The sequence below is a fragment of the Pseudarthrobacter sp. NamE2 genome (assembly GCF_005796205.1).
Taxonomy (GTDB): domain Bacteria; phylum Actinomycetota; class Actinomycetes; order Actinomycetales; family Micrococcaceae; genus Arthrobacter.
Genome location: NZ_VAHN01000005.1, coordinates 1 through 22,809, shown reverse-complemented (window position 1 = coordinate 22,809; position 22,809 = coordinate 1). Strand labels below are relative to the sequence as shown.

The following is a 22,809-nucleotide window of genomic DNA, read 5'->3' as shown; positions in this document are numbered from 1 at the left end:
TACGTCGCAGGTTTATCCACAACGTCTTCCACACTGTTAATAAACGCATCCCGGGGATGTGATTCCGGCTTTCCTGCCGGTTCCGGCGTTTTGTCGGCCCATCCGATGGTTATCCGCAGGTTATCAACACTGTGGATAACTTTCCCAACAGTTGGGGAAACCGCTTAGTAAAATGGCTCCGGCCAGATCCCTGACGAACCGCGCCGGTGGCTTCCCGCAAGGTGGGTGTCCACCATCCCGATCGCTTCCATGAGCGCGAACATCGTGGTGGGACCCACGAATGCGAATCCCTTCTTGCGGAGGGCCTTGGACAGGGCCACGGATTCCTCCGTCTGGGTGGGGATCTCGTGGTGGTGTACAGGGCGTGGCGTGAATGCGGGCTTGAACTGCCACACGAAGTCCACCAGCCCGCCTTCCGGCCTCAGGGCGAGGGTGGCCTTGGCGTTCCTGATGGTGGCGAGGATCTTGAGCCGGTTCCGGACAATGCCCTGGTCCAGGAGGAGCCGCTCCACGTCTGTATCCGTGAACAGCGCAACGGCGTCAGGGTTGAAGTTTTCGAACGCAGCACGGAACGCGGGACGCTTGCGCAGGATGGTTGCCCAGGACAGGCCTGCCTGGAAGCCTTCCAGGCAGATGCGTTCGTACAGCCCCTGTTCGTTGGTGACGGGAAGGCCCCACTCGTGGTCGTAGTAATCCCGCAGCAGCGGATCAGACGCGGCCCACACGGGCCGGGCCAGGCCGTCGTCGCCTATCACCACGGAAACAGCCGGGTCAGCAACCATGGCGTCCCTGTCCTGGATCCTGCTGTCAGCGGGGAGGCGCTAGGAGCGCCAGCGCGTGGTCATCAGGAAGCCCACGATGGCGATGCCAAAGCCGGCCACGATGTTCCAGGATCCCCAGGCCTGGACCGGGAAAAGCCCTTCACTGATGTAATACGTGATGATCCAGAACAGCCCGATGATCATCAGGCCGAACATTACGGGCTTGAACCACACCGGGTTCGGCTTGTAGGCCTGGGGCGAAGCCGGCTCGGCGGTGCTGGCAGTCTTCTTGCGCGGTTTTGACTCTGGCACTGGCTCTCCTTGGCGGCTGCGTCAAGCTCGGCGTCCCGGGCTTGATATCCTGCAAGGAGGAAATTGCCAGCGGTCCGCGCGATCTTGGTCAAGTCTGGATGCTTACTAGCAGCCAATTCTAGCCGGACTTCCCGGGCCGCCGGTGCCCGGCGGAACCGCCCTGAGGAGAACGCGTGGTATTGCAGGAGAAGGCGAGACCCGCCGCTTCGCGGGCTGCCGGCGTCGGAATCCTGCGCGGGACCATCCAGGTGCTCGGAGAACTCCTGATCACGGGGGGCATCATCCTCCTGCTCTTCGTCGCCTGGCAGCTGTGGTGGACCAACGTGGAATCGGATGCCAGGCAGAGCGAGGTCATCAAGGAGTTCGCGCAGGACCTTGGTTCCGCCGCGCCTGCCGCTCCCGCTGAAGCGGCACCGGCACCCACCGGGGACTTCGGGGAACCTGTGGTGGGATCCGCCCCCGGCCATGCCGGGACCATCGGCATCATGTACATCCCGCGGTTTGGCCCCAACTACACCAGGCCGATCGTCCAGGGAACCACCAGCGATGTCCTGGACACCCTGGGCCTGGGCCATTACGCCAACACTGCGATGCCGGGGGCTGTGGGCAACTTCGCCGTCGCCGGGCACCGGCAGACGCACGGCGCCGTGCTGGACAACATCCACACCCTGGTGCCCGGCGACAAAATCTACGTCCAGACCAAGGACGGGTACTACGTGTACGTCTTCCGGAACAACCAGATTGTGATGCCGGACCGCACTGACGTCCTGGAACCCGTGCCTACCCTGCCGGGCGTCACCCCCACGGAAAGATTCCTCACCATGACCAGCTGCAACCCGCGTTTCGGGGCGGAAGAACGTATCATCGCCTACGCACTGCTGGACAGCTGGCGGCCGGCCTCCGCTGGACCGCCGGAGGAGATCGCCGCGCAGGTTGCGGCCGCGACCGGAAGGGACTGAGCGCATGTACGGCTGGATTTTCCGCCACCTGCCGGGGCCGCTGTGGCTGCGGATCGTCACCTCACTGGTACTCATTGCCGTGGCACTAATATTGATGGTCCAGTTCCTTTTTCCGTGGATGTCCGAGTACACCCAGTTCACTGACTCAACGATTGGTGCAGTAAGCCAGCCATGACCTCAAAAAAGATCCTCGTGGTGGATAACTACGACAGCTTCGTCTACACACTGGTGGGCTACCTCCAGGAGCTCGGTGCCGAGACCACCGTGGTCCGCAACGACGACGTTACGCTGGCCGAAGCCATCGAGCTGGCCAGCACCCGCGACGGCGTCCTCATCTCCCCGGGCCCCGGCAACCCGGCGGAAGCCGGTGTCTGCATCGAGCTGATCAAGTGGTGCGGTGAAAACAGCGTGCCAATGTTCGGTGTCTGCCTTGGCCACCAGGCACTGGCGGAAGCTTTCGGCGGCAAGGTGACCCATGCGCCGGAACTGATGCACGGCAAAACGTCGCAGGTGGAGCACATCGGCACCAGCGTCTTCGCGGGACTCCCCTCCCCCGTCACGGCCACCCGCTACCACTCGCTGGCCGCCGTCCGCGAAACGATCCCGGACGCGCTGGAAGTCACCGCGCAGACCGCGTCCGGCGTGGTGATGGGCCTGCAGCACCGAACCGCACCCCTCTGCGGAGTGCAGTTCCACCCGGAATCAGTCCTGACCGAGGGCGGCTACCAAATGCTGGGCAACTGGCTTGAGTCGCTGGGCATGGCCGGAGCGGCCGCGCGGGCAGCCAAGCTGAGCCCGCTCATCCAGCAGTAGCGGGTACCGGACCCTAGTCCTTCTTGGTGGGGGTCGCCGTCGGCGTTGGCGTGGCCGTGGCCGTGGGTGACGGCGGCGGCGGAGGCGGCGCCTTGGCCACCACGATGCTGACCGTCCTGCCCTGGTCCACCGCGGCGTTGGCGGGGTCGCTCTGGTCGGTCACCCGCCCGGCTTCAACCTGGCCGTTCTCGACTTCAATGACATTGGGTACCAGCCCCAGTTCGTTGAGGGCGGCTTCGGCTTCTTCCCGGGTACGACCGCGCAGTTCCGGGACCGCCACCTTGCCCGTGGACACCACCAGTTCAACCGTGCTTCCCACGGACACACTTTGGCCCGGGGCCGGGCTGGTGGTGATTACAATGCCCGCCGGGACTGTTGCGCTGTTGGCGGTAGTGGTGGATGGCGCGCCTACGAGTCCGTTCTGCCGCAGAATGTCGCGTGCCGCCGCCTCGGTTTTCCCCGGCAGGCTTTCCGGAATTCTTACCGCGCTCGGGCCCTCCGAGATATTCAGCACTACTTCCGACTCGGGATCCATGGCGACGCCGGCCGCGGGGTCCGTTCCGATCGCGATGCCCTTGGGGACGGTGTCGTTCTGGCTCCGCACAATCCGCGGTTTGAGGTCAGCGTTGTAGAGCTCCTGCAGGGCCGCTGATTCAGTCATGGCGGCCACCACGGGTATTTCCACCTTCGGCGCTGCCGGGGCGGGCCTGTTCACCATGTTGAAGAGCCACAGGCCGCCGCCGGCCAGGACCAGCAGGGTGACGATCACCAGGATGGCGATCCAGGTACGACGGCGGGAGTTCTGCCTGGAGGTCCGCTCTCGTTCCGGAGCAAAACCCAAGGGCAGCGGCTCGTTCGGCGCAGGGTCCTCGGACTGCACTGCCGCTACCGCTGTGGCACCCTCGGACGGATAGGTGCCGGCGGCAGGCATCCGGCCGGTTGGGGCGTCGTCCAGGAAACTTGCACCTGTGGCGGCATAAGCTTCCGTGGCCGGAGCCGGCTCGGGCACATAATCGTTCGGGTCCGTTGGCGCCTCGGATACCGGAAGGGCCGGCACGGGAATGCCGGACCGTGCTGCACGGAGGGCGCGGCGGAAGGCTGCGGCGTCCTGGAACCTGTCCTCGCGGTTCTTCTGCAGCGCCTTGGCCAGGACTGAATCCAGGGCAGGGGAAACATCCGGATTCAGGCTGCTGGCAGGCTCGGCGATCTCCCGTACGTGCTGGTAGGCCACGGACACAGGGCTGTCGCCGACGAACGGCGGCCGGGACGTCAGCATTTCGTACAGCAGGCAGGCTGCGGAGTAGAGGTCGCTCCGGGCGTCCACGGTTTCACCCCGGGCCTGTTCCGGCGAAAGATACTGGGCAGTTCCCACCACGGCCTGGGTCTGCGTCATGGTGGCGGAGGAATCGGCGATGGCACGGGCAATGCCGAAGTCCATGACTTTCACCGAGTCGGTGCCCTCGCAGTACATCACGTTGGCGGGTTTGATGTCGCGGTGGACGATTCCTGCCTTGTGGCTGTACTCCAGCGCGGACAGGACACCCAGGCAGTAGTCTATGGCCTGCCCGATGGTGACGTTGTTCGTGCGGATCAGCTCGCGGAGGGTCTTGCCCTCCACGAACTCCATCACGATATACGGCACCCGGATGTCTTCGCCGGAACCGTCCGGGAGCCGGTGTTCGCCGGTGTCGTAAATGGCCACGATGGACGAGTGGTTGAGCGCCGCGACCGCCTGGGCCTCGCGCTTGAACCGCGCCTGGAACTGGGGATCGCGGGCCAGGTCTGGCCGCAGCAGTTTGATGGCCACCGTCCGCCCCAGCCGGGCGTCAATACCGCGGTACACATCCGCCATGCCGCCGCGGCCAATGAGGGTGCCCAGTTCGTAGCGGCCGCTCAGGACGCGCTGATTGTCCACCGGGAGGCTGTCCTCACGGTGCATCGGGGTGCGCGGGTACTCGTTCACTGTCAGCCCTGGCGTTACGGTGCACAGGTGGGCGGCAGGCCCGGCAGCTCGCCGTCGTCACAGTCGGGCAGGGGCGATTCCGCGGTTGGCGCCGCCACGGACGAGGTGGTGGGCGACGGCGGCGGCGGCGGGGAAGTCGTGGTGGGAGCCGGGGGCGCAACCGCATAGGTCACGGTGATCGGGGATCCGAGGGGCAGCAGCCCCGTGGGGTTCAGTCCCACCACGCGGTTCGGGGCGGCCTCGTTAGTCTGCAGCGGCGCGACTGTGACTGTGAGGCCAAGGCTGGACAGTTCGGACTGCACCTGGCGGTAGTCCTTGCCCAGGTATGCGGCCGGAATGACGTTGACCGTTACTTGTGTGGGTTCCTGCGTTGGCGTCGGCGTATTCCGGGTGGGCGTCGGCGTGGGCGACGATGTCCGGGTGGGGGTGGCGCTGGTGGTCTGCGGGCTGGTCAACGGCGGGCTGGACGTGGCGTCGTTGGAAGGGAACAGAATGCCCCGCTGGTTCAGGAAGAAACCCACCAGCGCGAACAGGAGCAGCAGGATCAGGGCGATCAGGGGCCAGGTCCAGGGGCTGCGCCCCTTGCGCTCAGGCTCGTCGGAGGGCTCGTCGTCGTACGTTGTGTCCTCTGGAACCCAATTGCGCTCGGCGGCCATCGCGTTTGCCCGTTGCAGGGTGCTGTCCGGGCCCGCAGCGGAAGCACCGGCAGCACCCGCAGCCATCCCGGCGGCGGCACCGGCAGCACCGGCACCGAGGACAGGCAAAGCTGACGTGGGTGTTGGGGAGGAATCACGTGAGGTGCCAATGACACCCGTGGGCGCGGTGGCTGTATCAACCGGGGCGGTAATAGGGCCCGTGGAGTCGTCGAACAGCAGCATGCCGGGGACCGCGGCACGCGCCGCGCTGATGTCCCCGTTGCGGATCGCCTCCGCTGCTTCGGCGAGCTTGATGGCGTTGGCGGGCCGGTCCTTGGGATCCTTGGCCAGCATCGACATCAGCAGGGCACGTACCGGCGCGGGCAGGCTCTCCGGCAGCGGCGGCGGAGCATCGTTGACCTGTGCCAGGGCAATGGCAATCTGTGACTCCCCCGAGAACGGACGGTGCCCGCTGAGGCACTCGTAGCCGATCACGCCGAGGGAGTAGATGTCGGAGGAACCCGTGGCGGTCTGGCCGGTGGCCTGCTCCGGCGCGAGGTACTGGGCGGTGCCCATCACCTGGCCGGTCTGCGTCAGGGGCACCTGGTCCGCGAGGCGGGCGATGCCGAAGTCGGTGACCTTAACGCGCCCTTCCGGGGTGATCAGCAGGTTGCCGGGCTTGACGTCCCGGTGGACCAGCCCCTGGGCATGCGCGACGGCGAGGGCGCGGGCTGTCTGGGCGATGATGGAGAGCGTGCGGTCCGGGGACAGCACCTGCTCGTGCTCGATGATGCTGCTCAGCGGCTGGCCGGGAACGAGTTCCATGACCAGGTAGGCGGAGCCTTCCTCCTCGCCATAGTCGAATACATTGGCGATGCCCACGTGGTTCAGCAGTGCGGTGTGGCGGGCCTCCGCGCGGAACCGCTGGAGGAATCCGGGGTCTCCGGTGTATTCCTCCTTGAGCACCTTGATGGCGACGATGCGGCCCAGGACGAGGTCTTTTGCCTTCCAGACTTCCCCCATGCCGCCAATCGCGATCCGCGTGGTCAGCTGGAATCTGCCGCCGAGGGTGATTCCGGTTGTAGGCCTCACTTATTCAACACCGCCTCAAAAATTCTCTTCGCGTTCGGACTGGTCAGCTGTGCCCCGGTGGTGATGTCCACGCCCTCCATGACGATCGTGACCCCCACCTGCGGGTTGTTTGCGGGGGCAAACCCGGTGAACCACGAGTTGTTGCTCCCGTTGCCCAGTTCCGCGGTCCCGGTCTTTCCGGCCACCTGGACGCCCGGAACGGCGGCGCGGTTGGCGATGCCCTCGCTGACCGCGCTGACCATCCAGTCGGTGATCTGGTTGGCGATCGCCGGTGTGGTGGAGGTCCGCAGCTGTTTCGGCTGTGGTTCGTCGATGACGCGCAGGTCCGGGGCGCGCAGGGCCTTGACGAGCGTGGGTTGCATCTGGACGCCGTCGTTTGCGATGGCGGCGGTCATCATGGCCACCTGCAGGGGGGTGGCGCGGACGTCTTTCTGGCCGATGACGGACTGGGCCAGGCCGGGTGCGTCCAGGTCATCCGGGAAGGTGTTGCCGCGGGCGTAGTCGAGCTTGAGCTGGTCGCCCATGTCCTGGCCGAAGCCGAACTTCCCGGCCTGCTCGGCGATGGCGTCGCGGCCGATGTCCAGGGCGATGCTTGCGAACGGGGTGTTGCAGGACTGCTGCAGCGCAAAGGCGAAACTGGCGGTGTCCCGGGTGTAGCAGTTTCCGCCGGCGTAGTTGGGCAGCCGGTATTGGATGCCCTCGAAGGGCATCTCGGCGGGGTTGGGCAGTTCGCTGTCCGCGTTGTACTTTCCGGAGGCCAGCGCGGCAGCGGTGTCCACCAGCTTGAACACGGAACCAGGGGCGAGCAGTTCGCCGGTAGGCCCGCTGACGTTCTGGTTCAGGTTGATGCCGGGCACCTTGACCAGCTCGTTGATGCTGGCCTGTGCCGCCCCCAGGTCCTGAGTGGCAACGGTGTTGGGGTTGTAGGAGGGCTTGGACACCATGGCCAGGATTGCGCCGGTCTTCGGGTTGGTGACCACGATGGAGCCGCGCTGGCCGTCCGGGATCAGGCTGTAGGCGAGCTGCTGTATTTCGGGGTCGATGGTGAGCTCCACCGACGCGCCTTTGGGCTGGTTGCCCAGGAACAGCTGTCCCACGCGGTCGAGGAAGAGCTGGTCCGAGCTGCCTGCCAGTTCGGCTCCCATGGCCTGTTCCAGGCCGGTGGCGCCGAAGTTTTGGGAAAAGTAGCCCGTAATGCCGGCGTACAGTTCCGGCTGCGGGTAGGTGCGCTGGAAAGCGCAGGTCTCCGAGCCGCTCTCCACGGACTCCGCCACGGCGGATCCGCCGACGATGATGGCGCCGCGGTCGTTGCAGAAGTTCTGCAGGACGGCGCGCTGGTTCCAGGGGTTCGCCTTGAGCTCATCGGCGCCGATCACCTGGACATAGCTGATCGCGCCGAAAATGAGGGCGAACATGGCGATGGCCGCCACCCATGAATGCCGTATTGCCTGGTTCACAGATGCTTCACCGCCTCGGTAGGAGTATCAATGCCGGTTGCTTCGGATCCCTTGGCCGGTGGCAACGGTGTGGTGTCCACGGGGCCACGGGCGGTGTGCGAGATCATCAGGAGCAGCCCCACGATGATCCAGTTGGCCAGCAGCGACGAGCCGCCGGCCGCAAGGAAGGGTGTGGTGAGGCCGGTCAGTGGAATCAACCGCGTCACGCCGCCGATCACCACGAAGCATTGCAGCGCCACGGCGAAGGACAGGCCGCAGGCAAGGAGTTTGCCGAAGGCGTCGCGGGTGCCCAGTGCGGCGCGGAAGCCGCGGGTGAACAGCAGGAGGTACATCAGGACGATGGCGAAGAGTCCGATCAGTCCCAGTTCCTCGCCGAGGGAGGCGATGATCATGTCGCTGTTCGCGAAGGGGACCAGGTCCGGACGGCCCTGCCCCAGTCCGGTGCCGACCAGTCCGCCGTTAGCCATGCCGAAGAGCCCCTGCACGATCTGCAGGCTGCCGCCCGGGGAGCGCCCGTACACTTCTTCAGTGAAGGCGTTGAGCCAGCCGTAGATGCGCAGTTCCACGTGGGAGAACACCTGCGCTGCAACGAAGCCGCCGCCGGCAATGAGGGCCAGGCCGATCACAACCCAGCTGATCCGGCTGGTGGCCACGTAGATCATCACAATGAACAGGCCGAAGAACAGGATGGAGGAGCCCAGGTCGCGCTGGAAGATGAGCACACCGATGCTTACCAGCCACGCCGTGATCATGGGGCCCATGTCCTTGAAGCGCGGGAACTGGAGGGGGCCGATCTTTCTGCCGGCCAGCAGGATGAGGTCGCGGTTGGAGGATAGATACCCGGCGAAGAATATAGCCAGGGTGATCTTGGCGACTTCGCCGGGCTGGAAGGTCATGGGCCCGAGCCGGATCCACACCTGGGCGCCGAGGATCTCGCCTGCGCTGATGCCCGGCACCAGGGGCAGGATGAGCAGCAGGGCGCTGGCGGCCAGGGAGATGAACGTAAACCGGCGCAGGATCCGGTGGTCCTTGAGGAACCAGATAACGGCAATGGCAACCGCCATGGCGATCAGCGTCCAGCGCAGCTGGTTGTTTCCGGTATCGTCACCGGGTGCGTCGAGGCGGTGGATCATGGCCAGCCCAATGCCGTTGAGCGCGACCACGAGCGGAAGTATTACCGGATCGGCATATTTAGCGCGGAACCGGAGGACACCGTGGAACACCAGGGCAGCCACCGCCAGGAGGCTGGACTGGAACCAGAAGTCCGAGTCGAACGCCTTCTCCTGGTCCACGCCCACCAGCATGTTCGCGCCGATACCGACGGCCAGGGCCAGCAGGAGCAACGCGAGTTCCACGTTGCGGCGGGGTTTGGGAACGGTGCTGAGCTGGCTCATGAGCCCCCCTCGCAGGTGACGGTGGGAGTGGGTGAGGGGGAAGGGCTTGCTGCGGCGGCGGCCGGGGGAGCCGTGGCCGGAGGGGAAGCGGGATCAGCAGGTGAGGGAGCCGGCGCCGGCGCGGTTGCCGAAGCAGTCGGCGTGGGGCATTCGTCTTCCGGCGACGTGGTGCCGGTGAGCTCAAGGTTCTTGACGATGCGTTGGGCGTCATAAAGATCGTTGGCGGGGACAGTCTGGCGCACCCGCTGCTGCGAGAACGGCGGGAGTGAGTCCATTCGGATTTCGGTTACCGCTTCAAGGCTGGAGAGCTGGATCGGGCCGAGCCGCTGGGAAACGCCGTTATAGATGGCGACCCGGGAATCGTATTCACCGACGTAGTAGCGGGTCTGGGTCCAGGCGTAGCCCACCCAGAGGCCGACGGTGAGGACCACCAGTATCGCGGCAGCGATGGACCAGGTGACCCAGCGGCGGGGTTTCAGCGGAACCAGGGTCTCGTCGTCATCGCCGTTCTGCGGCTCTGCCTTGTGGGTAAGGAGGGTTGCCGCCCGGCGGGCAACCGTCCGGCCGGCAATGGTGGGAATGGAGCCCGATTCGGCGGCCGCGGCCGCGGCGCCAACCAGTTCGTGGGGGCGTGAAGAAAGCTCTTCCCGCAGGACTTCGGCGGTGAGGTGTTCCCCGAGGTGGGGATCGGTGGCACCTGGTTCGCCCGGGTTGGACTCAGACTTCCCAGCGGCAGGATCCGGGGATGCGCCGTCCTTCTCTGCGGGGGGAGTCTTGGTGCTGCTGTCCTTGGCGTCGTCACCGGCGGGAGTGCTGCCCGCATCGGCGGCGGCCTTTGCGGGCTTTGATGGTTCGGCGGCGGGAGCAGACGCAGCAACCGCGGCAGCGGATTTGGTGCCCACTACCGGAGGAACCACCTCGACGGAGGCGGTGCTGACGTCGTCGGGCGTTTCCTCGACGATCTCCACCATCACTACGGTGACGTTGTCCGGCGAACCTGCCTCCAAAGTCAGCTCCACGAGGGTTTCCACGCACTCGCGAAGGTCGCTGGTCTCCTTGACGGTGCGTTCCACCGCATGCCCGGCCACGTAGTTGAGGCCGTCGGAGCAGAGGAGCCAGCGGTCTCCCGGCTTCACGTCCAGGGTGTCCAGGTCCAGCTCCGGGCTCGCGTCCACATCACCCAGGACGCGCATCAGGACGTTCTTGTGCGGGTGGCTTTCGGCTTCTTCGGGTTTCAGCCGGCCCTCGTCGATCAACCGCTGGACGAAGGTATGGTCCACGCTGACCTGCTTGAACTCGCCGTCCCGAAGGAGGTAGGCGCGGGAGTCGCCGATGTGGGCGAAGTGCAGTTTGCCCTCGGCCAGCAGGAGGGCGGTGACGGTGGTGCCCATCCCGGCAAGCTTGGGGTTGATGTGCACCAGTTCGGAGAGGAGCGAGTTGGCTGTCTGGATCTCGTCCGCGAGGACAGTGCCGGCGTCGCCGTCGTAGTCCGTCCGGTCCAGGTGGATCATGTCCAGGACGGTGGCCGCGGAGGCGACGTCGCCGCCCGCGTGCCCGCCCATGCCGTCTGCCACAACGGCAAGGTGGCGTCCCACATAGGCCGAGTCATCGTTCTTCGACCGGATGCGGCCCACATCGGACCGCGCCGCGAAGCGCATGATGAGGGGCCGCTGCGCGGGCTGTTGCCCGTTTGCGGTGTTCTCGGGGGCGGCCATGGTTTATGGCCTCAATTCGATGACCGTCTTGCCGATCCTCACAGGTACGCCTGGCTCAACGGGGAGGGCACGGGTCAGTTGCTGGTCCCCGAGGTAGGTTCCGTTGGTGGAACCGAGGTCCTCGATGAACCAGCGGCTGCCCTGCGGGAACAGCCTGGCGTGGCGGCCGGAGGCGTAGTCGTCTTCAAGCACCAGGGTGGCTTCCTGGGCGCGTCCAAGCAGGATGGGGCTGGCGGCGAGGGGGACCGACGTCCCTTTCAGCGGCCCCTCGACCACCACAAGCTGCCGCGCCTGCTGCTTCACGGGCTGCGGCGGCGCCTCGGCGAGTTCGGGGTTCCTGCGGATCTGCCGCGCGGTGGGCGCCCCCGAAGCGGCCTTGCGGCCCACCATGAGGTCCCGCCGCATGGCGGAAACGATGCTGAAGATGAGCACCCAGAGCAGCAGCAGGAAGCCGAACCGCAGCGCGGTGATGGTCAGATCGCTCATGCGCGGCCGCCAGGGCTGGCAGGGAGCAGGCGGAAGATGATTTTTGTCCGTCCCATCGTGATGGTGGAGCCGTCGGTAAGTTCGGTGCTCCCGGAAACCCGCTGTCCGTTGACGTAGCTTCCGTTGGTGGAACCCAGGTCCACGGCGCTGCAGGCGCCGTTGGCGGTGCGGATTTCCAGGTGGCGGCGGGATACCCCGGTATCTTCCACGTGGATGTCGGCCTCCGAGGACCTGCCAAGCACGATGGAGGGGGCGTTGAGGGAGTAGCGCTGGCCGTCGATATCCAGGACGGGCTGGAGCCTGACCGGCTGGCGGCTGGGGGCTGCCGGAACGTTGGGCCGGGCAGGCGGGGCGGCGGCTGCACCTCCGGACTTCTCCGTGGAGGACTGGATTTCGAAGTCGCCGGCCCGCAGTTCAGTCTCACGGCGGAAGGAGATCCGTACCGGGCCCTGCAGGGTGTAGCCCTGGCTGCGGACGTGGTTGATGACGACGTCGCAGAGTTCCTCGGCAAGCGGGGTGCCCCATTCCTGGGCACGGCGGAAGTCATCTTCGCTGAGCTGGACGTCAAAGACATTGGGGGCCAGGGTTCGGCCCGTGGTGACCGTCAGGGCTTTGTGGTCCACTTCGCGCCGCAGCCGGCTGGCGATTTCCACGGGTTCGACCTGGGCTTTGGAGCCGGTGGAGAAGACGCCCCGGACAGCCTTTTCAATGCCGCGTTCAACTTTGTCCAGCAGGCCCATGGTTCTTCTCCTTTCCCCCCGGCTCCGGGGCAGTTCTCGTTCCGGAACTTTCCTTGCGGTGCAGTTCACAACTCGACCGTGCGCCTGCCAAGAGCAGCCGCGCCTACATCCGATACTACTGGGCAGGCCTGTGAATGACCTTAATCCACAACGGCCCGCCGCCCGGAAAAGTTCGGCTTTCCTGCGCCGTAAAGCCCGGTTTTCGGCCGGTTCCCGCCGACCTAACGATCCGGTTTCAGTCGCTGATGCCCAGGGTCCGGAGGGTGCTCCGGGGCTCAATTGGTGTTTTGCGGCAAGTGTCCGTTATGCTTGATCTCGCTGCTTTTACAAGGCGGCGGTCGGGGAGCCGGCCGCAGCTGAGTGGAAGAAGTTGCGCGCGAGTGGCGGAACGGCAGACGCGCTGGCTTCAGGTGCCAGTGTCCGAAAGGGCGTGGGGGTTCAAATCCCCCCTCGCGCACGCAGATGAAGGGCCCCGGTCTTAGGACCGGGGCCCTTCTGCATTCCCGGCTGCAGGCCAAGTACAACGCTCCTTATGTGTTGCTAGTTGGACGTGCGTGCGGAAACCTTGAACCGCCGTCGGGAGTTTGCCAGGTGGCTGCGCATGGCTGCCGCCGCCGCTGCCGCGTCGCCGTCCGCTATGGCATCGGCAATGGAGCGGTGTTCCTGCACCACCTGGTCGAAGTGGTCGCGGGCGTAATGCTCGACGCCGGTCATCAGGCGGGTGCGCGGCATGGCGATCATGGTCTGCCCGAGGGCGGCCAGGCAGTCGGAGTAATAGGGGTTGCCCGAAGCGAGGGCCACCGCGCGGTGGAACTCGAAGTCGGACTTCATGGCGTGCGCGGGATGTCCGCCGCTGGTGGTGAACTCCTCCAGGGCTGCGTTGACCGCCCGAAGCTGGCGGTCGGTATGGTTGCGTGCAGCCAGCGCCGCTGCCTCCGACTCCACGCCCATGCGGAACTCGAGCAGGTGGAGCCGGTCCTCGGTGGTGGCTACCGGACGGGCCCCCGGCCCTGCCGAGGGCCCGTCGGATGGAGGGGTGAGCGCGAAGCTGCCGCGGCCGCGTTCGGTTTCCACGAGCCCTTCAGCCTGGAGCCGGGTGAGGGCCGCGCGGACCACGGTGCGGCTGACACCGAAAGCACTGATCAGCGTGTTTTCGCTGGGCAGCTTCTCACCAGGCTGGATGACACCGTCCACGATGCGGGTGCGGAGGTCGGCGGCAAGGTCAGCGGTGAGGTTCCGGCTCATGGAAACTAGGTTACGCGCCGAACTCCACCGAATCCGTGGTCCAGGCACGGGCCTGGTCGCTGAGGCTCACCCCCAGGCCCGGGCGGTCCGGCACGATCATCCGGCCGTCCTTAATTTCCAGGCGCTCGTTGAACAGCGGGTCGAGCCAGTCGAAGTGCTCCACCCAGGGCTCACGCGGGTAGGCCGCGGCCAGGTGGAGGTGGATTTCCATGGCGAAGTGCGGTGCCAAACCAAGGCCGCGCTCGTCCGCGAGGGCTGCAAGGCGCACGAACTGGGTGATGCCCCCCACGCGCGGGGCATCCGGCTGGATGATGTCGCAGCCGTTGGCCGCCATCAGGCCCTTGTGTTCGGCGACGGAGGCGAGCATTTCACCGGTGGCGATAGGCGTGTCCAGGACCTGGGCGAGGTGGGCGTGGCCTTCGAAGTCGTAGGCGTCCAGGGGTTCTTCAATCCAGATGAGGTTGAACTCCTCGAACTGCCGGCCCATCCGGAGCGCCGTGGCGCGGTCCCACTGCTGGTTGGCGTCCACCATCAGCGGCACGTCCCAGCCGATGTGGTCGCGGATGCCCGCCACGCGGCGCAGGTCCTCCTTGGTGTCGGGAAGGCCTACCTTGATCTTGATGCCGCCGATGCCCTCTTCGATGGACCGGGTGGCGTTGGCCTTCACTTCATCGAGGCTGGCGTTGAGGAAACCGCCCGAGGTGTTGTAGGTCTGGACGGAGTCGCGGTAGGAACCGAGCAATTTGGCCAGGGGGAGCCCGGCCCGCTTGGCCTTGAGGTCGTAGAGCGCAATGTCGATGGCCGCAAGGGCCTGGGTGGCGACGCCGGAACGGCCCACAGACGCCCCCGCCCAGAGGAGTCTGGTGTAGAGCTTGCCGATGTCGTTGGGATCCTCGCCGATGATGCCTTCGGCCACTTCCTTGGCATGGGCGTACTGCGCCGGACCGCCGGCCCGCTTGGAGTAGCTGAAGCCGAGCCCGGTGTGGCCCTGTTCGGTTGTGATCTCAGCGAAGAGGAAGACCACTTCCGTCATGGGCTTCTGCCGGCCGGTGAACACTTTGGCGTCACTGATGGGAACGGCAAGGGGAAGGCGGGCGGTGGACAGCTTGACGTGCCGGACCAGATCGACGGTGCTCATGGATTCTCCTAAAGGCTCTGCCGGGCTGCTTCGCCGGCACTCCTAAGCTACAAGTAGCAAACTTGTATTACAAGTAACGCTGAAGTGAGGAATTCCATACTGCTGTGCATTGCCGGGCGTGGGATGATAGAGGGGATGGCTTCCCCCACTTCTTCTTCCCAAACTTCCCCGCGCCAAGAAACCGCCGATGGCAACCGGATGCAGGTCCGCCCGGCTGCTGAGGGCTGGGAGCAGGCGCGAACTGCCGAGGGCAGGCCGCTGCTCCAGTTCGCCTCCCCGCGCGTCAAGCAGCCGCCAACCCACCTGGCAGACCTGAACCTGGCCGAGCGCGGCGAGAAACTGAAGGAGCTGGGACTCCCGGCTTTCCGGGCAAAGCAGCTCTCCACGCACTACTTCCAGCACTGGACCGTGGACCCGGAGCGTATGAGCGACTTGCCCAAGGCAGGCCGCGCGGAACTGGCCTCCCAGATGTTCCCGCCGCTGCTCACGGAGGTCCGCCGGCAGCGCAGCGACAAGGGGGACACCATCAAGTTCCTCTGGCGGCTGTTCGACGGCGCCCTGGTGGAGTCCGTTTTGATGCGCTACCCCGGGCGTATCACCCTCTGCGTCTCGTCTCAGGCCGGCTGCGGAATGAACTGCCCCTTCTGCGCCACCGGCCAGGCCGGCCTTACGCGCAACATGTCCACGGCGGAGATTGTTGACCAGGTGGTTGCCGCAAACCGCGCCATAGCTGCCGGCGAGCTGGGCCCCAAAGAGCACGACGACGAGCGGGTCACCAACATCGTGTTCATGGGTATGGGCGAGCCGCTGGCCAACTACAAGCGCGTGATGGCTGCCCTCCGCCGCTTCGTGGACCCCGCGCCCGAAGGCCTGGGTATGTCCGCCCGGAACATCACCGTCTCCACAGTCGGCTTGGTTCCCGCCATCCGCAAGCTTGCGGATGAGGACCTGCCCGTCACGTTTGCGCTGTCCCTGCACGCTCCCGACGACGAACTCCGCGATGAGCTGATCCCGGTGAACAACCGCTGGAAAGTGGACGAGGCACTCGACGCCGCCTACGACTACTACCGCAAGACCGGCCGGCGGGTCAGCATCGAGTACGCGCTGATCAAGGACATGAACGACCATGCGTGGCGTGCCGACCTCCTCGGCAAGAAGCTCAACCAGCGCGGCCGCGGCTGGGTCCATGTGAACCCTATCCCGCTCAACCCGACCCCGGGCTCCATCTGGACTGCCTCCGACAAGCCGGTAGAGCAGGAGTTCATCGCTCGGCTGCGGGATGCAGGGGTTCCCTGCACCCTCCGCGATACCCGCGGCAAGGAGATCGACGGGGCCTGCGGCCAGCTTGCCGCCGCCGAGGACTAGCTGGCCAGACTTACCGATTGGCCTGTTCCGGTCGCAGCAATGTAACGTTTAGGTCACCGGCCAGCGCACACGCCCCGGGGAAGCGCGGACAGCGCCTGAGCGTGTGATATGCCCCTTGGCGGTGCCCCTGCTGCACTTCGCCGGCCGTGACCGGGCAGGACCGAATACGGGACCTGCCGTGCTGCACTTCCACGAAGAGGCTTTGTTTTTCCATGCGCAGAAACAGTCTGCTGGCCACTGGCATGCTCTTTGCGCTGCTCGCCACTACGGCGTGCGGCGCAGCAACCGATCCTGGCGTCCTGCCGCCTGCCACCGCGACGGCCGGGACGATGGCTGCATCAGGCACCAGTGACAGGCCGACGGCGGACGTCGGCGCCAGCCAGCTGGCTGCCGCAGAGCGGGCCAGGGCGGCGGCCGCCAGGAAAGCCGAAGAAGAGGCCGAGAGGAACGCCGGGGAAGAGTCTGCCAGGGCAGAACAAGAGGCCGCCCGAAAGGCTGCGGAAGCGGGTGCAGACAACGCTCCAACAGCTCCGGCCGCGCCCACGGAAGCTCCTGCCGCTGTGGAGGGACCCGCGGCCCAGCGCCCGGCAGAGCCGCCGCAGGAACCGCCCGTGCGCGGAGGCGAAACCACTGCCGCTCCTGCTCCGGCGCCTGCCCCCACCGATTCCGGGGATTCCGGGCCGGAGGAGGAGCCCCACTCCCGGGACCGGGATGAGGACCGGCAGCCGGACGACGATGACGATCACGATGACCGCGATGACCACGACGACCGTGATGACCACGACGACCGCAATGACTAACGCGGTAGAGGGCAGGTCAGCCGGCCTGGTTCCGTAGCGATCCCAATCCGGTGATCAGCGCCTCAAGGCCCAGGCTGAACGCGGTGTCGGCAGGCTTGCCCCGTTCCTCTCCGGTAGAGCCGGGCTGCCCGGCGGAGCTGCGTACTGCCGCGGTGAAGTAGGGGTTGGCGTCGGCCATGGAACCGGGTTCGAAGATGTCGCCGGGCGCGGTCACGTCGTACGCTGACCCGAAGATGAAGGACTCCAGCGCCACGATGGCGGACACGATGCGCTCCTCAGGAAAGCCGGCATCAAGGAAGCCCTTGCTGACCGTCTCGTACATCGCCAGGGTCTGCGGTGCGTCGGTGACCGGCAGGACGGCGATCACCGGAATCAGCGGGGTGTGCTCGGCGAAGACGTTCCGGTAGCTCCAGGCCCAGGTGCGGACGGCGTCCTCCCAAGGCGCGGAACCGAAGGCCGAGACGTCCACCAGCGAGGTGAGATGGTCCTCCACCAGCAGCAGGACGTCCCGCTTGGCGGCCACATGGTTGTACAGGGCGGAGGGCGCCACGTCCAGCAGCTTGGCCAACGCCGCCATGGTGAGTCCGTCATAGCCCTTCCGGCTGATCAACTCGAGGGCCGCCGTCGTAATTCCGGCCTTGTCCAGAACCGCCGCGGACGGCCGGCCCGCCCTCCGGCGCCGTGTTTCGACGGCGTTCCCCGCGGTCCGTCCTTTTTCGGCTGATACTGCCGGCATTCCTGCCCTTTCTTCGGTGGTCTCCAGCATTATTCCACCGGGCACTTCCCGTCCCGCGCACAAACAGCTATAGTTTGAATAAATGAACGGCATTCATTTAGTGGTCCCCGTCACCAGGGGGCCCCAGAGAGGACATCATGCTGAACCTTACCCGCGACGTCGTGGTCGTTGGAGCCGGTCCGTCCGGGCTCACTGCAGCCCGTGAACTGAAGAAGGCCGGGCTGACCGTCGCCGTGCTGGAGGCCCGCGACCGCGTGGGCGGCCGCACCTGGACCGGGACCGTGGACGGGGCAATGCTTGAGATCGGCGGCCAGTGGGTCTCGCCGGACCAGAGCGCGCTCCTGGAGATGCTCCAGGACCTGAACCTGGAGACCTACCCGCGCTACCGCCAGGGCGAGTCCGTCTACATCGGCACGGACGGCATCCCCGTCCGCTACACCGGCGAGACCTTCCCGGTGGACCCGGCCACGGCCGCCGAAATGGACCGCCTGGTTGCGTTGCTGGATGGCCTCGCCGCGGAGGTCGGCGCCACCGAACCGTGGGCGCACCCCAAGGCGCGCGAGCTGGATACCATCTCCTTCCACCACTGGCTGCGGCAGAACTCGCCCAATGAGGAGGCCTGCAAGAACATCGGCCTGTTCATTGCCGGCGGCATGCTCACCAAGCCCGCCCATTCCTTCTCCGCGCTCCAGGCGGTCCTGATGGCTGCCTCCGCCGGTTCCTTTACCAACCTCACCAATGAGGACTTCATCCTGGACCGCCGCGTGGTGGGCGGCATGCAGCAGGTCTCGCTGCTGCTGGCGCAGGAACTGGGCGACGACGTCGTCCTCGACACCCCGGTGCGCACCATCACATGGGAGCCGGACGCCGATGGCGGCCACCGCGTCAGCGTGGAATCCGACCGCGCCACGGTCAACGCGCGGTTCGTGATCATGGCCGTGCCCCCGAACCTGTACTCCCGGGTGTCCTTCAACCCGCCGCTTCCGCGCCGCCAGCACCAGATGCACCAGCACCAGTCCCTGGGCCTGGTCATCAAGGTCCACGCCGTCTACAGCACGCCGTTCTGGCGGGACAAGGGCCTGTCCGGCACCGGGTTCGGCGCTGACGCGCTGGTCCAGGAGGTGTACGACAACACCAACCACGGCGATGCCCGCGGCACCCTGGTGGGCTTCGTCTCGGATGAAAAGGCCGACGCCGTCTTCGAGTTGAGTCCCGAAGACCGGAAAAAGGCCATCCTGGCCTCCATCGCCGGCTACCTGGGCGACGAGGCACTGAACCCCGAGGTCTACTACGAGTCCGACTGGGGCTCGGAGGAATGGACGCGCGGCGCCTACGCCGCCAGCTACGACCTTGGCGGCCTGCACCGCTACGGCAAGGACCAGCTGGCACCTGTCGGCCCCATCTACTGGTCCTCCTCGGACCTCGCTGCCGAAGGCTACCAGCACGTGGACGGCGCCATCCGCATGGGCCGGCAGACCGCTGCCCGCATCGCCGAGCTGGCAAAGGTGGCCGTTCCCGCATAAGTCGAAGCCGCTGGTAAATAAGCATGCTTACTAATAGGCTGGCGTGGGGAGCGTCCCCTATGCAAACAAGCGAGGTGAGACATGACTGACGCCAAGGGCATCAGCAAGGTTACGGAGATCATCAACGATTCCAAGATCGGGATGTTGACCACCATCAACGAGGAAGGCGCGCTCGTCAGCCGCCCGCTGGCCGTCCAGGAGGTCAAGGACGACGGCGACATGTGGTTCTTCACCGCCCTCGGCACTTCCCAGGTGGCGCATGTCCGGCGGGACTCCCGCGTCAACGTCGCCTTCGGCAAGAACACCGAGTGGGTTTCCGTGGCCGGCACGGCCGAGGTGGTGACGGACCGGGCCAAGATCCATGAGCTGTGGAACCAGGCCGTCGAGGCGTGGTTCCCCGACGGTCCGGACACCCCCGAGGTCTGCCTGCTGCACATCGATCCGGACTCCGCCGAGTATTGGCACAGCCCCGGCGGCACCGCCGCCACCGTGCTCCAGTGGGTGAAGTCCAAGGTAACCAGCAGCCGGATGAGCGTTGGCGAAAGCGGCACGGTGGAGCTTTAGCTCCATCATCGGGAAGGGGGTGGGGCAGGTGCCCCGCCCCCTTCCGTTTTTGCCGCCGCTACCCCCGTCCGGTCAATGCCGAGAGGACTGCCGGCAGCAGGACGCCAGTGCGCCCCCATACCGGGTCCAAAATTTCCAGGTACCAGGAGTCCGCGAGCAGCAACGCCAGGGCGTCATTGGTTTCATTGGCCCAGTCCCGGATCTGGTCATCGTCCACGGGGTTCTCGCTGGATCCGAGCACGGTGGTGACCTCCGTTCCGGCCGTGGTCACGGGGATGGCCGCGTTGCTTGATTCGCCCGGCGCGTGGGCCACCACCACCAGTTCCGTCCGGGTGGACAGCGCCAGCAATTCTGCGGCCAAGTCCGCGCTGCAGAAACCGGTGACATACTCACGCTGCGCAGCTGTCTCCGACCGCAGCCCCGGCTGGGACTCCCTGGTGAACAGGCCGTTCCGGTTGAGTTCCGCCAAAGAGGCGGCGATAGGGCGCGTCTCGTCGTCGAACCCGGCCGCGAAGTGCCCCGGCTGGTAGGAACTTCCGCCCTCCAGCCAGCGGGCGGTCAGTTCGCCGGCGGCCTCGAGGGTGGTGGCCTGCCGCCAGACCCCGCGGTCTTCCAGCAGCCGGCCGAACTGGTCGCGTACGGGTACATCCTGTGGCTTCATCTGTGGATGCTATCGCCGGCACGGCGGAGCCTGCCAGCACCCCGACACACCCCTTAACGTGCGGCTATGCCTGTTCCACAGGAATGCCCGCCGCCCGTTCCGCGGCGGTGAGGGAATCAGCGAGGCGGCTGACGGCGTCGGGATAGCCCCGGTGGGAAGCCGTGCGCAACTGGTCCGCTGTCCGCATCGCCTTGATGAGCGCGGAAGTCTCGGGCAGCCGCACATCCGTGAGCGTGGGGTAGTCGATGCTGCATGCCGGATCCAGCTCATAGCGCCGCCACCGGGCCATCAGTTCGTCGTGGGCCGCCGCGGCTGCCAGGTGCGCCGCCTGCTGCTCCCGGAGATCCTGCCGCGCGGCACGGCGCGCGAGGTAACGGGGAGTGCCCAGGTAGGCGGCAATGCCCGCAGCCGCACCGGCCGCACCCAGGAACAGCCCCGTCCACGGCGAGACAAGGGTGGGGATCAGGAAAGCCGGAACGGCCACGCAGGCACCCAGGAAGAGGTCCCAGAACACCTGGTCGGAGCCTTCGGGCCGGCCGGCAGGCGCCAGGACGCGGCGGCGGACCACGAAGACGGTGGCGGCCACGCTGGCCGCCAGCACGGGCCCGGCGAGAACGAGTGCCCAAACGCCCTGCAGCAGTCCCTCAAACATGGCGTGGCTCCTGCCCTTAAACGTGCCCGGGCCGCGGGATGCCGGGCTGGTTCTTCCATTGCACCCCTGCGGGGGGCCGTGGTCAATGGCCGGTCCAGCGCCCTTTTCGTCGGTGCCTGGGCATATGTTGGGGACCATGCGAATCAAAATGTGCAGCCTCCACGTCAAGGACCCCGCCGCCGCCCATGCCTTCTACACCGGCACCCTGCGCTTCGACACGCTTATGGCCGTGCCGGAGTACAACCTCTACATCATCAAGGACCCGGCCACGCCGGAAAACGGCACCGGGGGCGGGTCCGTGGGCCTGCTCCTGGAGCCCAGCGACAACCCGATCGGCGCGAACTACATGAACGCCCTCTACGACGCCGGGCTCCCGGCCATTGTGTTCGGCGTCCCGGACGTGCGGGCCGAGTATGACCGGCTGATCAACGCGGGCGTGGTTTTCCGGGGCGAACCGGCGGAGGACCCGTCAGGCGTCAGCGCGGTGTTCAACGACGGCTGCGGCAACTACGTGCAGCTGCACCAGGACTGAGCGGCGAGCTGCGCCTTACTTGCTGGCTGCCTTCTTCGCGGCCTCATCCTTGACGCGCTGGTTTTCGGCGCGGACTGCGGCATGCGTGGCGCGTTCGGTTACCAGCCACTGCGGGGGAGCCTGCAGCAGTGCGGTGATTTCCGCCGTCGTCAGCGGTTGGTCCACGCCGCCGCGAGCCAGGCCGCTGATGGAGACATTCAGCTTCTGCGCCACCACCGGGCGGGGGTGCGGGCCGTTGCGGCGGAGTTCGGCGAGCCACTCCGGCGGGTTGGCCTGGAGCTCGGCGAATTCCTCGCGGGTGATGGTTGATTCTTGGAACTCCTGCGGTGTTGCGGGCAGGTAGATGCCAAGTTTCTTGGCAACAGTGGCCGGCTTCATGGACTGGGAGTTAGCAGAGCTCATGCTTCAAGGGTATCCGGGCGGACGGTACTGTGAAGACGTGCCCTCCTCCAACGAGTCCCCGCCTGACGTTTCCCCCGAGCCTGAGGCTGCCGCGGACCAGCCGCGGACGCTCCGGATCGCGTACGCTGCGGGGGTCACGCCGGGGAAGTGGATCCGGCGGTGGGAAGAGCGGATGCCGGACATCCCCCTCACCGCGTTCATGCACGACGGCGGCATTCGGGTTGAGGTGGTCCGGAACGGTTCGGCAGACATGGCGTTTGTCCGGCTCCCCGTGGAGCGCGAGGGCCTGAGCGTCATCCCGCTGTACGAGGAGCAGCCGGTGGTGGTGGCTCCCAAGGGGCACGAAATCTCTGTCTTCGAGGAAGTGGCGCTGGCGGACCTGGACCAGGAGTCCTTCCTGGATGTTGCCGCGCTGGGCGGGCCCGAGGCGGTGCTCCAGATCGTTGCCACGGGAGCCGGGCTTGCCGTCCTGCCCATGTCCGTTGCCCGGCACTTCAACGTCAAAGACACCGTGGCGCGGCGCCTGACGGACGCGCCGGGAACCGGAATCGCGCTGGTGTGGCCGGCGGATGCCACGGACGAAGTCCTGGAGGAGTTCATCGGGATCGTGCGGGGGCGGACGGCGCAGAGTTCGCGCCAGCCCTCAGCCCAGCCGGTCAAGGCGAAGAAGGAGCCCAAACCGGACCGCCGCAGCGGCACAACCAAGAAGGCGGCGCCGAAGGTGGCCCAGCGTTACGCGCCCAATCCGGACAAGGGCCGCGGCAAGGGCTCGCGGAAAAAGGGCAAGCGCTAGGTCCGGACGTGGAACAGGCCGGTTCCCTCGCGGGAACCGGCCTGTCTGTCCAAGCAGCGTACTAGGTGTTC

The 22,809-nt window shown here is 66.5% G+C and carries 24 protein-coding genes and 1 tRNA gene; 10 read left to right on the top strand and 15 right to left on the bottom strand.

The window, feature by feature from the left end; genetic code table 11:
* Positions 1 to 164: 164 nt before the first annotated feature.
* A complete protein-coding gene (locus FDW83_RS07705; RefSeq protein ID WP_138137164.1) occupies positions 165 to 782 on the bottom strand; it encodes a DNA-3-methyladenine glycosylase I in 618 nt (205 codons plus the stop codon).
* A gap of 39 nt (positions 783 to 821) precedes the next feature.
* The gene (locus tag FDW83_RS07700; protein WP_138137162.1) at positions 822 to 1,073 is read right to left on the bottom strand and encodes a cell division protein CrgA; all 252 of its coding nucleotides are present in this window, start codon (positions 1,071 to 1,073) and stop codon (positions 822 to 824) included.
* Positions 1,074 to 1,246: 173 nt separating this feature from the next.
* On the opposite strand from FDW83_RS07700, the gene FDW83_RS07695 reads away from it, so the two are divergent.
* The 3 genes from FDW83_RS07695 to FDW83_RS07690 are packed head-to-tail and all read left to right on the top strand — an operon-like array spanning position 1,247 to position 2,845.
* Positions 1,247 to 2,032 carry a class E sortase gene (locus tag FDW83_RS07695; protein ID WP_138137160.1) on the top strand — a complete coding sequence of 262 codons (786 nt, stop codon included), beginning with the start codon at positions 1,247 to 1,249 and terminating at the stop codon, positions 2,030 to 2,032.
* A gap of 4 nt (positions 2,033 to 2,036) precedes the next feature.
* Positions 2,037 to 2,207 (top strand): hypothetical protein, encoded by a 171-nt coding sequence (locus FDW83_RS19110; RefSeq protein WP_171027488.1) that lies wholly within the window; start codon positions 2,037 to 2,039, stop codon positions 2,205 to 2,207.
* Positions 2,204 to 2,845: an aminodeoxychorismate/anthranilate synthase component II gene (locus FDW83_RS07690; RefSeq protein ID WP_138137158.1), complete on the top strand. Its 642-nt coding sequence runs from the start codon at positions 2,204 to 2,206 to the stop codon at positions 2,843 to 2,845. The genes FDW83_RS19110 and FDW83_RS07690 overlap by 4 nt, the downstream gene beginning before the upstream one ends.
* 13 nt (positions 2,846 to 2,858) lie before the next feature.
* Here FDW83_RS07690 and pknB read toward each other — a convergent pair whose 3' ends face one another.
* The 7 genes from pknB to FDW83_RS07655 are packed head-to-tail and all read right to left on the bottom strand — an operon-like array spanning position 2,859 to position 12,327.
* Positions 2,859 to 4,784 carry a Stk1 family PASTA domain-containing Ser/Thr kinase gene (gene pknB, locus FDW83_RS07685; protein WP_138137502.1) on the bottom strand — a complete coding sequence of 642 codons (1,926 nt, stop codon included), beginning with the start codon at positions 4,782 to 4,784 and terminating at the stop codon, positions 2,859 to 2,861.
* A 38-nt stretch (positions 4,785 to 4,822) separates the two neighbouring features.
* Positions 4,823 to 6,535 (bottom strand): serine/threonine-protein kinase, encoded by a 1,713-nt coding sequence (locus tag FDW83_RS07680; protein ID WP_138137156.1) that lies wholly within the window; start codon positions 6,533 to 6,535, stop codon positions 4,823 to 4,825.
* Positions 6,532 to 7,992: a penicillin-binding protein 2 gene (locus tag FDW83_RS07675; protein WP_138137154.1), complete on the bottom strand. Its 1,461-nt coding sequence runs from the start codon at positions 7,990 to 7,992 to the stop codon at positions 6,532 to 6,534. The genes FDW83_RS07680 and FDW83_RS07675 overlap by 4 nt, the downstream gene beginning before the upstream one ends.
* Positions 7,989 to 9,386 carry an FtsW/RodA/SpoVE family cell cycle protein gene (locus FDW83_RS07670; protein WP_138137153.1) on the bottom strand — a complete coding sequence of 466 codons (1,398 nt, stop codon included), beginning with the start codon at positions 9,384 to 9,386 and terminating at the stop codon, positions 7,989 to 7,991. Before FDW83_RS07670 ends, FDW83_RS07675 begins: the two co-directional genes overlap by 4 nt.
* Complete coding sequence (locus tag FDW83_RS07665) at positions 9,383 to 11,101, bottom strand: PP2C family serine/threonine-protein phosphatase (RefSeq protein ID WP_138137150.1); 1,719 nt, start codon at positions 11,099 to 11,101, stop codon at positions 9,383 to 9,385. Before FDW83_RS07665 ends, FDW83_RS07670 begins: the two co-directional genes overlap by 4 nt.
* A 3-nt stretch (positions 11,102 to 11,104) precedes the next feature.
* Positions 11,105 to 11,587, bottom strand: a complete 483-nt coding sequence (locus tag FDW83_RS07660) for an FHA domain-containing protein (protein WP_138137148.1) — start codon at positions 11,585 to 11,587, stop codon at positions 11,105 to 11,107.
* Complete coding sequence (locus FDW83_RS07655; RefSeq protein WP_138137146.1) at positions 11,584 to 12,327, bottom strand: DUF3662 and FHA domain-containing protein; 744 nt, start codon at positions 12,325 to 12,327, stop codon at positions 11,584 to 11,586. The genes FDW83_RS07660 and FDW83_RS07655 overlap by 4 nt, the downstream gene beginning before the upstream one ends.
* Positions 12,328 to 12,701: 374 nt before the next feature.
* Between FDW83_RS07655 and FDW83_RS07650 the strand changes: the two genes are divergently transcribed.
* Positions 12,702 to 12,784 (top strand) — tRNA-Leu (locus FDW83_RS07650).
* 83 nt (positions 12,785 to 12,867) lie between these two features.
* Here FDW83_RS07650 and FDW83_RS07645 read toward each other — a convergent pair.
* Both FDW83_RS07645 and FDW83_RS07640 read right to left on the bottom strand, forming a co-directional pair.
* Positions 12,868 to 13,572 carry a FadR/GntR family transcriptional regulator gene (locus FDW83_RS07645; protein ID WP_138137144.1) on the bottom strand — a complete coding sequence of 235 codons (705 nt, stop codon included), beginning with the start codon at positions 13,570 to 13,572 and terminating at the stop codon, positions 12,868 to 12,870.
* 10 nt (positions 13,573 to 13,582) lie between these two features.
* Complete coding sequence (locus tag FDW83_RS07640; RefSeq protein ID WP_138137142.1) at positions 13,583 to 14,710, bottom strand: mandelate racemase/muconate lactonizing enzyme family protein; 1,128 nt, start codon at positions 14,708 to 14,710, stop codon at positions 13,583 to 13,585.
* A 135-nt stretch (positions 14,711 to 14,845) separates the two neighbouring features.
* Here FDW83_RS07640 and rlmN point away from each other — a divergent pair, with 135 nt between their 5' ends.
* Entirely contained in the window at positions 14,846 to 16,075 is a 1,230-nt protein-coding gene (gene rlmN, locus FDW83_RS07635) for a 23S rRNA (adenine(2503)-C(2))-methyltransferase RlmN (RefSeq protein WP_240720893.1), read from the top strand.
* Between the two features lie 212 nt (positions 16,076 to 16,287).
* The gene (locus FDW83_RS07630; protein WP_138137140.1) at positions 16,288 to 16,875 is read left to right on the top strand and encodes a hypothetical protein; all 588 of its coding nucleotides are present in this window, start codon (positions 16,288 to 16,290) and stop codon (positions 16,873 to 16,875) included.
* Positions 16,876 to 16,891: 16 nt separating this feature from the next.
* On the opposite strand, the gene FDW83_RS07625 is transcribed toward FDW83_RS07630, so the two are convergent.
* Positions 16,892 to 17,611, bottom strand: a complete 720-nt coding sequence (locus FDW83_RS07625) for a TetR/AcrR family transcriptional regulator (RefSeq protein ID WP_240720892.1) — start codon at positions 17,609 to 17,611, stop codon at positions 16,892 to 16,894.
* 137 nt (positions 17,612 to 17,748) lie between these two features.
* Between FDW83_RS07625 and FDW83_RS07620 the strand changes: the two genes are divergently transcribed.
* Positions 17,749 to 19,134 carry an NAD(P)/FAD-dependent oxidoreductase gene (locus FDW83_RS07620; protein WP_138137136.1) on the top strand — a complete coding sequence of 462 codons (1,386 nt, stop codon included), beginning with the start codon at positions 17,749 to 17,751 and terminating at the stop codon, positions 19,132 to 19,134.
* An 81-nt stretch (positions 19,135 to 19,215) separates the two neighbouring features.
* Positions 19,216 to 19,698, top strand: coding sequence for a pyridoxamine 5'-phosphate oxidase family protein (locus tag FDW83_RS07615; RefSeq protein ID WP_138137134.1), 483 nt, complete (start codon positions 19,216 to 19,218; stop codon positions 19,696 to 19,698).
* A 58-nt stretch (positions 19,699 to 19,756) separates the two neighbouring features.
* On the opposite strand, the gene FDW83_RS07610 is transcribed toward FDW83_RS07615, so the two are convergent.
* The gene (locus FDW83_RS07610) at positions 19,757 to 20,359 is read right to left on the bottom strand and encodes a hypothetical protein (RefSeq protein WP_138137132.1); all 603 of its coding nucleotides are present in this window, start codon (positions 20,357 to 20,359) and stop codon (positions 19,757 to 19,759) included.
* Positions 20,360 to 20,423: 64 nt separating this feature from the next.
* A complete protein-coding gene (locus FDW83_RS07605; RefSeq protein ID WP_138137130.1) occupies positions 20,424 to 21,011 on the bottom strand; it encodes a hypothetical protein in 588 nt (195 codons plus the stop codon).
* Between the two features lie 136 nt (positions 21,012 to 21,147).
* Here FDW83_RS07605 and FDW83_RS07600 point away from each other — a divergent pair, with 136 nt between their 5' ends.
* Entirely contained in the window at positions 21,148 to 21,543 is a 396-nt protein-coding gene (locus tag FDW83_RS07600) for a VOC family protein (RefSeq protein ID WP_138137128.1), read from the top strand.
* Between the two features lie 15 nt (positions 21,544 to 21,558).
* Here FDW83_RS07600 and FDW83_RS07595 read toward each other — a convergent pair whose 3' ends face one another.
* Positions 21,559 to 21,945: a DUF5997 family protein gene (locus tag FDW83_RS07595; protein ID WP_138137126.1), complete on the bottom strand. Its 387-nt coding sequence runs from the start codon at positions 21,943 to 21,945 to the stop codon at positions 21,559 to 21,561.
* Here FDW83_RS07595 and FDW83_RS07590 point away from each other — a divergent pair.
* Complete coding sequence (locus tag FDW83_RS07590) at positions 21,944 to 22,738, top strand: LysR family transcriptional regulator substrate-binding protein (protein WP_138137498.1); 795 nt, start codon at positions 21,944 to 21,946, stop codon at positions 22,736 to 22,738. The two genes, FDW83_RS07595 and FDW83_RS07590, sit on opposite strands and share 2 nt — an antisense overlap.
* The last annotated feature ends 71 nt before the right edge of the window (positions 22,739 to 22,809 follow it).

What these genes read in the sequence shown, in the direction of transcription:
- FDW83_RS07705 (WP_138137164.1), bottom strand. Translation starts at nt 782, where the DNA reads ATGGTTGCTGACCCGGCTGTTTCCGTGGTGATAGGCGACGACGGCCTG.
- FDW83_RS19110 (WP_171027488.1), top strand. Translation starts at nt 2,037, where the DNA reads ATGTACGGCTGGATTTTCCGCCACCTGCCGGGGCCGCTGTGGCTGCGG.
- FDW83_RS07690 (WP_138137158.1), top strand. Translation starts at nt 2,204, where the DNA reads ATGACCTCAAAAAAGATCCTCGTGGTGGATAACTACGACAGCTTCGTC.
- pknB (WP_138137502.1), bottom strand. Translation starts at nt 4,784, where the DNA reads ATGCACCGTGAGGACAGCCTCCCGGTGGACAATCAGCGCGTCCTGAGC.
- FDW83_RS07670 (WP_138137153.1), bottom strand. Translation starts at nt 9,386, where the DNA reads ATGAGCCAGCTCAGCACCGTTCCCAAACCCCGCCGCAACGTGGAACTC.
- FDW83_RS07665 (WP_138137150.1), bottom strand. Translation starts at nt 11,101, where the DNA reads ATGGCCGCCCCCGAGAACACCGCAAACGGGCAACAGCCCGCGCAGCGG.
- FDW83_RS07660 (WP_138137148.1), bottom strand. Translation starts at nt 11,587, where the DNA reads ATGAGCGATCTGACCATCACCGCGCTGCGGTTCGGCTTCCTGCTGCTG.
- FDW83_RS07655 (WP_138137146.1), bottom strand. Translation starts at nt 12,327, where the DNA reads ATGGGCCTGCTGGACAAAGTTGAACGCGGCATTGAAAAGGCTGTCCGG.
- FDW83_RS07645 (WP_138137144.1), bottom strand. Translation starts at nt 13,572, where the DNA reads ATGAGCCGGAACCTCACCGCTGACCTTGCCGCCGACCTCCGCACCCGC.
- FDW83_RS07640 (WP_138137142.1), bottom strand. Translation starts at nt 14,710, where the DNA reads ATGAGCACCGTCGATCTGGTCCGGCACGTCAAGCTGTCCACCGCCCGC.
- rlmN (WP_240720893.1), top strand. Translation starts at nt 14,846, where the DNA reads ATGGCTTCCCCCACTTCTTCTTCCCAAACTTCCCCGCGCCAAGAAACC.
- FDW83_RS07630 (WP_138137140.1), top strand. Translation starts at nt 16,288, where the DNA reads ATGCGCAGAAACAGTCTGCTGGCCACTGGCATGCTCTTTGCGCTGCTC.
- FDW83_RS07625 (WP_240720892.1), bottom strand. Translation starts at nt 17,611, where the DNA reads ATGCCGGCAGTATCAGCCGAAAAAGGACGGACCGCGGGGAACGCCGTC.
- FDW83_RS07620 (WP_138137136.1), top strand. Translation starts at nt 17,749, where the DNA reads ATGCTGAACCTTACCCGCGACGTCGTGGTCGTTGGAGCCGGTCCGTCC.
- FDW83_RS07615 (WP_138137134.1), top strand. Translation starts at nt 19,216, where the DNA reads ATGACTGACGCCAAGGGCATCAGCAAGGTTACGGAGATCATCAACGAT.
- FDW83_RS07610 (WP_138137132.1), bottom strand. Translation starts at nt 20,359, where the DNA reads ATGAAGCCACAGGATGTACCCGTACGCGACCAGTTCGGCCGGCTGCTG.
- FDW83_RS07605 (WP_138137130.1), bottom strand. Translation starts at nt 21,011, where the DNA reads ATGTTTGAGGGACTGCTGCAGGGCGTTTGGGCACTCGTTCTCGCCGGG.
- FDW83_RS07600 (WP_138137128.1), top strand. Translation starts at nt 21,148, where the DNA reads ATGCGAATCAAAATGTGCAGCCTCCACGTCAAGGACCCCGCCGCCGCC.
- FDW83_RS07590 (WP_138137498.1), top strand. Translation starts at nt 21,944, where the DNA reads ATGCTTCAAGGGTATCCGGGCGGACGGTACTGTGAAGACGTGCCCTCC.
- FDW83_RS07595 (WP_138137126.1), bottom strand. Translation starts at nt 21,945, where the DNA reads ATGAGCTCTGCTAACTCCCAGTCCATGAAGCCGGCCACTGTTGCCAAG.